The 1,104-nt window shown below is 58.1% G+C and carries 1 pseudogene; it reads left to right on the forward strand.

The features are described from left to right. Positions 1-159 precede the first annotated feature (159 nt). A pseudogene (locus AC6BYQ_RS28360) lies at positions 160-1,104 on the forward strand (IS91 family transposase); the annotation flags it as partial.

Here is a 1,104-nt window from a genome sequence, read left to right on the forward strand (position 1 = left end):
CATATGGGATTATTTCTTGCTACCGTTCATGGTCAGTCGCTCTCAAAAGATACGATCCAATCTCCTAACCATGAACGGTAGCACGCCTTCGGCGTGAGCTCGTCTGCTGCGCAGCCGAAGTCCTTTCCACCCTCATCGCCGTATTTTATACTTTCTCTCATGTACATACCGCGCCCCGCAAAGCTCCTGTTTCAGCACGATGACGGCTGGGACCGCTTCCTCGAGAATAATGGCCATCAGCTCACCGACTGGACCAAACTCTCCGTCGAGCGCATGCTTGCCTGCGGGACCTGTGCCATGGGCGTGCGTCGCTATTGCTGCAGCTCGCCTGATTGCACGCACTCTCGTTTTCTCTGCCAGACCTGTAAGTCCAAGGCCTGCAGCAGCTGCGGCCTCAAAGGTACCGAGCAGTGGATTGCCGAACAGCAGCACATCTTGCCCGACTGCGACTGGCAACATATCACTTTCACCATGCCGCACCTGCTATGGCCGTTCTTCAACAATAACTGGCCGCTGCTCAACGACCTGTTTCGCTGCGCCACCCGCGCCATGCTCAGGCACGCGCGCAAACTGGGCATCGAGGTCGGCATTTTCTGCGCCCTGCACACCTACGGCCGCCAGCTCAATCAGCATCCGCACATCCACGTCTCCATTACCCGCGGTGGCCTCGATACCAAGCACGGTGTCTGGCGCGACCTGTTTTTCAAAAAACAGCAGGTCGAAGAAATCTGGCGCGGTGCCGTCATCCGCCAGCTACGACCGTGTCAATCCCGCCAAGTTGCCCAACCTCGGCCATATCCGCGATGTGAAGCAGTGGAAACGCTACCTGCAGGCGCAATATCAGCGCCACTGGAAGGTCCACTTCGCCAAAAAGACCCGCGGCGCCTGGCGCAGCGTCAAATATCTCGGCCGCTATCTGAAACGTCCGCCGGTGGCGGCCTCGCAGCTCCGTCATTACCGCGGCGGCTCGGTGGTACACCAGTACTACGACCACAACACGCAACAGCATAAACGCCAGAAGCTGAGCCAAGATGAGATGCTGCGCCGTTACGTCAGCCATATCCCGGCACGACACTTCAAAATGGTGCGCTACTACGGCTTCCT

Source organism: Serratia sp. LTN-2, assembly GCF_059740205.1.